We start from the raw sequence: 7,284 nt of genomic DNA, 5'->3' as shown, positions 1-7,284 counted from the left end.
GTCAGGTCAAGTTAGTCAGAATAGGATACTGGGTTACGTTGTCACTAGCAAGTATATATTAATATATATTAGTATATATTAGGTTAAATCATATTTGTGGTAAAAGGTCAGGTATGACAGGCGGCAGCAGGGCAGATCTGGATCAGGCCGGATGTATGGGGTAGGATAGATAGAAAGTAGATGCGGGAAAAGGTAGGTTTTAGTATTCCTACATATGGCGCGAACCTACATACCTACTCTGACGAGGATAGCGAAAAGGGGAGGCGTAGCCTCAACTTGAAGTATTCCGGCACATGGAAGATAAAAAATCAGCATCAGGAATACAAAATCAACGTAACGCACTGTTATATATAGGTATTTTGTTATATTCCGGGATTTCCAAATATTCCAGCAAGATAACCCACCACATATACAGATCACATCACTCCAAAGTATTCCAAGCCGTGGAATGTTAATTTTGCTGTTTTGGAATATAAAAACGCCGCAAACCCTTGATATATAAGGCTTTTATGTTTTATTCCACACATTCCAAATATTCCAAAAATATAACACACATACATATATATAAAATAGATCGATCCCTGTCTTTTGCATGTGTAGATGTAGAGGTAGGGTGACGCAATGTAGGGTAGGAGCAATAGACCCTTATTTTCTACAAGTAGGAGTAGGCTAGCCTACTCCTACTTGTAGAAAATAAGGGTCTATTGCTCCTACCCTACATTGCGTCACCCTACCTCTACATCTACACATGCAAAAGACAGGGATCGATCTATTTTATATATATGTATGTGTGTTATATTTTTGGAATATTTGGAATGTGTGGAATAAAACATAAAAGCCTTATATATCAAGGGTTTGCGGCGTTTTTATATTCCAAAACAGCAAAATTAACATTCCACGGCTTGGAATACTTTGGAGTGATGTGATCTGTATATGTGGTGGGTTATCTTGCTGGAATATTTGGAAATCCCGGAATATAACAAAATACCTATATATAACAGTGCGTTACGTTGATTTTGTATTCCTGATGCTGATTTTTTATCTTCCATGTGCCGGAATACTTCAAGTTGAGGCTACGCCTCCCCTTTTCGCTATCCTCGTCAGAGTAGGTATGTAGGTTCGCGCCATATGTAGGAATACTAAAACCTACCTTTTCCCGCATCTACTTTCTATCTATCCTACCCCATACATCCGGCCTGATCCAGATCTGCCCTGCTGCCGCCTGTCATACCTGACCTTTTACCACAAATATGATTTAACCTAATATATACTAATATATATTAATATATACTTGCTAGTGACAACGTAACCCAGTATCCTATTCTGACTAACTTGACCTGACTAACAAAACCGGAAACCACTATGAAACTGATCACTCTACTGAACAAGCATTTTGATACTGATTTAAAGGAGTATGAGGACGAGAACGGCGTTAACCATCCTGCTATATGGGTTTATGAGAAAGGTGAAGACTGTGAGCCTGTGGTGGTGCTTAAAGCTACTGAACAGCCGGAGATCTGGAAGGTTGGAAACGTATACTCAGCTCTTACTCACAATGCGCTGTTATCAGAGACTGAACTCAAAGCGTTGGTTAAAGCTGGCAAGGTAATGAAGTGAGCGAACAACCAGAGAGAAGAGAACACTAAACCCGTCCTCTTCTCTTTTTAGTCTTACAGACGCTTTCTGGTGGTAGCTTCATTGTTGGTTGTGGCCTGTATAGTAGTTGATAGGTGTTCCTGCTGAACTCTAGCAATAAGCTCGCTTGCCAGCTCCTGATTGACGTTTCTACACCCCTGTAGGGTGAACGTGTCTTTAAGAATTGCCTCCCTGATATGTTTCATTCTACTGTTGAGAAAGATAACAGTATTCTCAAACCCTTCTTGTTTGTTGATCTCGTCAAGAACTATTATTGCTTCACCTGCTGAAAGCTGGTTAGCTCTATCTTTTAATTGATCAAACAAGGTTTTTGTTTTTTTCATATAATCCCCTTTTTTTATTTACCAGTTCAATTAATAACACATTTAAAATAAAAATCAAAAATAAATATACTAAAACAATAAAACCCCCGAATGGGGGGGTTACAAATCTTATTCATCATCACAGAGTCTGTCAGCTTCAAGCATTTCTAAAACATAATCACAAGCGATATAATCATTTGATGTGTCATTAACAGCTAAAGAGTCATTGATAAGATACAAGTTAGCTTCACAAACATACTTCCTTAGTTTTTCTTTCGTTTCAAAAAAATCAGTACCAAAATCATGATTCATACCATAATAAGCGTTTAAAACATTGGTGTAAAAACTATCAGTTCCCAACAAATCTATAGTGTTGTCTAAGTAATCTTTAATATATTCTACATTATCAAACTTGGCTAACTCACTGTTATCAAGTTCAGATATTGCTTTATAAAGGTAATCAGCTAAAACATCAGTGGTTATATTAGCTATTTCAAGTGGGTTATTGTATTTCATATTAAATCTCCTTTGTTTGTTTATATATAATTAATAACACTTTTAAAATAATAGTCAAATAAATATATACTTTTATTTTAACTATTAGATGAACGGTGTAAGTAAAACACTCTATGTTTGAATGATTATTAATTTAACTGGAGGAATAATAGAAAAGAAAAAAGCCCCGGTGAGAGGGCTTTAATCATACACACATACATAGAAAGGTAAAACACGATAATAAAGAGAAAATTATATATGAAAGACTAACATTTGTCGTCTTAATATAATAAATACCACTTATTATATATAAGTCAATTGAATTTAGATAATAATTTAAAATAAATAGTGTAGGTTAGCCGCTTATCCATAAAACACAAACTATTTAATGACATGCTATTTACATAAGAGTAAGTTTTGTTATTAATATGATATACACACAAAAATATAAGAGGTTATTATTATGAGCATCATTTTAAACAAAGTTAAAGCATTCACAAACACAAAAGAAAACAGAATTGAAAAACTTTTATTCAGCAATGATATTGATTTAGTAAAAAGGATATTAATAATTCATCCTGATATAAATCTCAATTTCATTAATGACGAAGGTAAAACAGCTTTGTTTGGTGCTGACTATCTTAAAGCAGAAGCTTTAATAAATGCGGGTATAAATATAAATGCTAAAGATAAAGACGGCAATACAGCGTTGTTCTTCTCTGATTATATGACTTCAAATCTTCTTTTAAACAAAGGGGCTAATGTCAATCATAGAAACAATGTTGGTATGACAGCGATTTTCAGAGCAGACAGATCAAAAGCAAGCTTGCTTATAAAGGCTGGAGCAAGAGTTAACTTCAAATCCTACGTAGACAACACTACAGCTCTTCAAATGGCTTACATAAGACGTGATGAGGCTGTTATGACCGTTCTAATCGAAGCAGGGGCAGATATACACCACAATTGGAGAGGCTACTCAGCTCACGCTAAAGAATTCATGACAACCATTAACGAAAGACAAGCAGCATAAGGGGGAAACCCCTTATAAGGAGATTAATATGAAAAATAAAGTTGTTAAAACAAAAAAAGATGATGATTACTATAATGAATTAATTGAAGTGTTTATTATGTTAATACTGGCATTAGTTTTGGTATCTTTTATTGAAAGCACCGAAAACAAAATAAGCATAGAGGAAATAAGCATAGAAGAAAATAGTTTATATAACCTACAAACTGATGTTATGAATATCATGCTTTATGACACACCAATACCAATAATAAAATCATTAACAGAAGAGCAAAAATCAAAGCTGATTATTATAAACAAGGATATAGATAATTGTATGGAAAGAAAGCAGCAATTAGGTGCTTCAGGATTATCAGAATGCTATAAGAAAAATGAATTCTTATTTAATGAACTTAAGGTTGGTTTTTCAGATAGATTGATTTTTAATAATTAATTTATCAGACAGGCGGGATAGTTAGACACAAAAAAAACATGAAGCCTAAACCCCATGTTCTAATCGTTGTTATATACCCTGACGACCAATCTACAATATATAACTTATCAAATTAAACATCCTATAAGATGAGAAATACCCATAACCCATACTTACTTATATTTCATAACGCTTTAATTAATTGTTGTCAAGTGTAAGAACAGCATTTCCGGGATTTTATTTTTAAATAGATATGGCTTAACTAATCCGCTCATCTGATATTTAAAATAAAAGTATATATTTATTTGACTATTATTTTAAATATAGTATTAATTGATTATACACAAATAGAGGGGCATCATTATGATAAACAAAATAAAAAACAACTTTAAGAAAATAACAGTAGGTAAAATATTATTGATAGGTCTATTAATGCTACCTATGAAATTAATATTTCCAGACGCCGTTATATGTGGATACATATCTGAAATAGCTTTATATATTATATTTATGACATTAATGTCAAAGTTTCATTTGTTCCCCATTTGGCTTCTTCATCTCATTTTATTAATGAGTACGAGAGGAACAACGGAGAGAGCAGAAAAATACATATCTGACTTAATAGCTAAACACTTAAAAGATGGAAAGGAAACGTTTTTCGGGAGGTCTAAATGATAAATAGAATAAAAGAATACTTAAAGGAAGCACAAGAGAACTACATTGAAAACGATTTGTTTCGTGTAGTATTTGGATTGTTCATAATGTCGGTTTCATTTTTAATAGCTGTATCGATCCCAGAGGAATTTAAAGATATAGGAACAAACATCGTATTGTTTATTTTTGCAGGATCGGTGATAACTATATCGGGATTATTGCCCATAATAATACGTCTTATCCTAAAGGTTTTAAAAGCAGCATTGGATTCGAAATGGTATGTAAGCATTATGCCTATAGCATTATTTATGAGCTTGATTCTATCTTTAGTGTCATACGATGTTTATTCATCACTTTTATATATTGTCGCAAAAACTGTTTTTATGTTCTGCATTATTTGGCTTGTGTTTTATTTGACCTTTAAAATTGCTGCACATATTGATGAAGAAACAATGACTATAACAGTAAAGAAAACTAAACCTAAAAAAAGTCATAGACAGAAAAACAAGACTAACAGATTAAACAGAAAAAGAGGGAGAGTATAAATGAAAAAAGACATAATAACAGATTTAAAAAGATTAGGTTTACATAACGGAAGTGAGTTTATATCAAGCGCATTTTTAATAAAGGATAACAGATTAGTAGCGATAATAGCATTAATAGACAGACTTGAAGCAAGAAAGATTGTACCAGCCCATATTAAGCATGGTTTCAATCAGATTAGAGCCTCATATCAAAGATCTGGCTACATCAATCAAGCCCTTGCTGTTATACCGTTTAAAGCTTATATGAACGAACCAAAAGAGAATTTTAAGGCAGATATACATTGGAATATTTAAGGAGGTAGCTATGGGAGCAGAAACAAGAGAGAAAGAAATAGAAACTTGGTCAGATTTTATTGATGATTTTCTTCAAGAAGGTGGTGTTATTTATGAAAGCAATGAAAAAAGAGAGGTGATACATGGTGAATGAAATACAAAAATACAGAAATAAAATTATTCATTATAATATATTAAGGGTTTTTCTAATGGTTATGGTAGCGATAGCAGTATCTACAAATAGTCATATAGAACCTGATGTTGGCAAGGGTATATGTAATGTGTTGGGAGTTATTATATTGTTCGATCTTATGTTGTATATTTTCTCAGAGCAATATTATAAAAGATTGAATAAATAAATCCAAAATAAAAGCCCCTGAAAAGGGGCTTGGTTTTTTCTGGTGTTGACGGTTGTTATTAGTCTTTTTTGATCAGGAAGCTTTCCAGCTCTTTACCGCCATCGATCAACGCTTTTAGGGCTAACGGCATACGTCCACGGCCTGTCCATGTCTGTTCCTGCCCTTCACTGTCTGTAAAAGCATACTTAGGCTCAACAGAACCACGTTTAACGCCCTTCGCACCTTTGCCCTTAGTCGATGCTGCAGGTGCTTCAATCTGCCCTAACAGAAGCGCTCTTACGCTCTCTAATGTGACTTCGAACCCTTCAGACTGCAGTAGCTCTGTAGTTGCTTTGAGCTTTTCTTCTACCAGTTGCTGTTTCTGTTTTTCTTCTTCAATGCGCTTAGTGATCTCATCTTTGATGACTTCAACTTTTTCAGCAAAGATTAAGAACTCTTCATCACCAATTTCTGTAGCGATTTTACGCAGTGAACGAATGTTTGATAAGTGAGAAAGATCGCTCATTTTTGAAAGCCCCTTAACTAATCGTAGTAAAGGGGTAATCTACCATAGAGCATTTTAAATAACAAAATGTTTTAAATCGCTATCAAAAGTGGTTTTTGAAATTTAGGCTTTATCTTGTAGCAGTCGCAAATAAATAATAGTATTTCATTTAAGAAAGAAAAATGTTTCATATAATCATCCTGAAACTCACTTACTAACAACTCTATTTCATGTGTTAACTCAGATTGAGTGTATTTTGTGTTGTCTATGTATTCTTTGAGTTTTATTTTTACTACATAATTAAATAAATCCTGAATGCTTTCGTCTTTATGACTATATGCAAACAGATAACCGCCTTTACCTTCCTTCATAAAACCAGAAGTAATATTATCTGACTTCAAATTGTTTAAATAACTGAATCTTCCGCGATAATACTTATTTAAAAAAATATCTGCTTTTGTGGTTGTTTTAAGTTTATTATGATTGAAGGCTTCATCTAATTCATCAAAAGCAATAAAACATAACAAATCAAGCAATATGATTTTGTTAGTATTACAATGTCTCATTAACAACCTCCGTTTCTTTTTTTGTTATCATAAGTGTCGTTTTATTTTTTTCTAAAGTCTCCAAACCTAATTTAACGAGTCCAATCACTGCTATCGTATAATATGACTCTGTATTTGATTTTACTCTTTGTATAAAATTATCGTAAGACCATATCGTTGTTCTTGTAAGATCATTGCTAATGTCGTTTCGCTCACAAGTGATTGATATATGCTTAGTATCACTATCTAAGTATTCTCTTAACTGATAAGACACGTTCCCCGTTTTCTCTCGCTTTACAACGAGATGTTTTTTGTTCTTGATGACTTCATTCAAAGCATAATCAGCAAGAAAACATATAGAGTATGACAAGCTACCCACACTTACAGACTTTATTTTGTTCAATAAACTCTGTTCAATTCTAATTGCGATTTTTTCATTATCCTTATTTATTTTTCTGTCATTAATTATTTTTATATGGTTTTTACTTTCAATCTCAAGCCAGTTTATTTTGTACATTATTATATTCTCCGT

At 33.0% G+C, this 7,284-nt stretch carries 11 protein-coding genes; 6 read left to right on the top strand and 5 right to left on the bottom strand.

The genetic code is table 11. The features are described from left to right. The first annotated feature begins 1,362 nt into the window (after positions 1 to 1,362). Positions 1,363 to 1,617 (top strand): hypothetical protein, encoded by a 255-nt coding sequence (locus IAE50_RS22460; protein WP_032625020.1) that lies wholly within the window; start codon positions 1,363 to 1,365, stop codon positions 1,615 to 1,617. Positions 1,618 to 1,670: 53 nt separating this feature from the next. Here IAE50_RS22460 and IAE50_RS22455 read toward each other — a convergent pair whose 3' ends face one another. Beyond that, complete coding sequence (locus IAE50_RS22455) at positions 1,671 to 1,979, bottom strand: hypothetical protein (protein ID WP_200581359.1); 309 nt, start codon at positions 1,977 to 1,979, stop codon at positions 1,671 to 1,673. A 108-nt stretch (positions 1,980 to 2,087) separates the two neighbouring features. Further along, positions 2,088 to 2,474: a hypothetical protein gene (locus tag IAE50_RS22450; protein ID WP_200581358.1), complete on the bottom strand. Its 387-nt coding sequence runs from the start codon at positions 2,472 to 2,474 to the stop codon at positions 2,088 to 2,090. Between the two features lie 442 nt (positions 2,475 to 2,916). Here IAE50_RS22450 and IAE50_RS22445 point away from each other — a divergent pair, with 442 nt between their 5' ends. The 5 genes from IAE50_RS22445 to IAE50_RS26540 all read left to right on the top strand — a co-directional run bounded on the left by IAE50_RS22445 (position 2,917) and on the right by IAE50_RS26540 (position 5,518). Next, a complete protein-coding gene (locus IAE50_RS22445) occupies positions 2,917 to 3,483 on the top strand; it encodes an ankyrin repeat domain-containing protein (RefSeq protein ID WP_200581357.1) in 567 nt (188 codons plus the stop codon). 28 nt (positions 3,484 to 3,511) lie between these two features. Further along, the gene (locus IAE50_RS22440; RefSeq protein WP_200581356.1) at positions 3,512 to 3,913 is read left to right on the top strand and encodes a hypothetical protein; all 402 of its coding nucleotides are present in this window, start codon (positions 3,512 to 3,514) and stop codon (positions 3,911 to 3,913) included. 650 nt (positions 3,914 to 4,563) lie between these two features. Continuing rightward, complete coding sequence (locus IAE50_RS22435) at positions 4,564 to 5,091, top strand: hypothetical protein (protein WP_200581355.1); 528 nt, start codon at positions 4,564 to 4,566, stop codon at positions 5,089 to 5,091. Further along, positions 5,092 to 5,385, top strand: a complete 294-nt coding sequence (locus tag IAE50_RS22430) for a hypothetical protein (protein ID WP_200581354.1) — start codon at positions 5,092 to 5,094, stop codon at positions 5,383 to 5,385. 10 nt (positions 5,386 to 5,395) lie between these two features. Next, positions 5,396 to 5,518, top strand: a complete 123-nt coding sequence (locus tag IAE50_RS26540; protein ID WP_255563728.1) for a hypothetical protein — start codon at positions 5,396 to 5,398, stop codon at positions 5,516 to 5,518. 263 nt (positions 5,519 to 5,781) lie between these two features. Here IAE50_RS26540 and IAE50_RS22425 read toward each other — a convergent pair whose 3' ends face one another. From IAE50_RS22425 to IAE50_RS22415, 3 genes are all read right to left on the bottom strand, one after another. Next, on the bottom strand, positions 5,782 to 6,228 hold the full coding sequence (locus tag IAE50_RS22425) for an H-NS family nucleoid-associated regulatory protein (RefSeq protein WP_200581353.1): 447 nt from the start codon (positions 6,226 to 6,228) through the stop codon (positions 5,782 to 5,784). Positions 6,229 to 6,299: 71 nt separating this feature from the next. After that, complete coding sequence (locus IAE50_RS22420; protein ID WP_200581352.1) at positions 6,300 to 6,773, bottom strand: hypothetical protein; 474 nt, start codon at positions 6,771 to 6,773, stop codon at positions 6,300 to 6,302. Next, entirely contained in the window at positions 6,760 to 7,269 is a 510-nt protein-coding gene (locus IAE50_RS22415; RefSeq protein WP_200581351.1) for a hypothetical protein, read from the bottom strand. The genes IAE50_RS22420 and IAE50_RS22415 overlap by 14 nt, the downstream gene beginning before the upstream one ends. Between the last annotated feature and the right edge of the window lie 15 nt (positions 7,270 to 7,284).

This window comes from Kosakonia sp. S42, from assembly GCF_016624785.1.
Lineage (GTDB): Bacteria > Pseudomonadota > Gammaproteobacteria > Enterobacterales > Enterobacteriaceae > Kosakonia > Kosakonia cowanii.
Note: the sequence above shows the minus strand (reverse complement) of the source record. Positions and strands in the feature narration are given on the sequence as shown.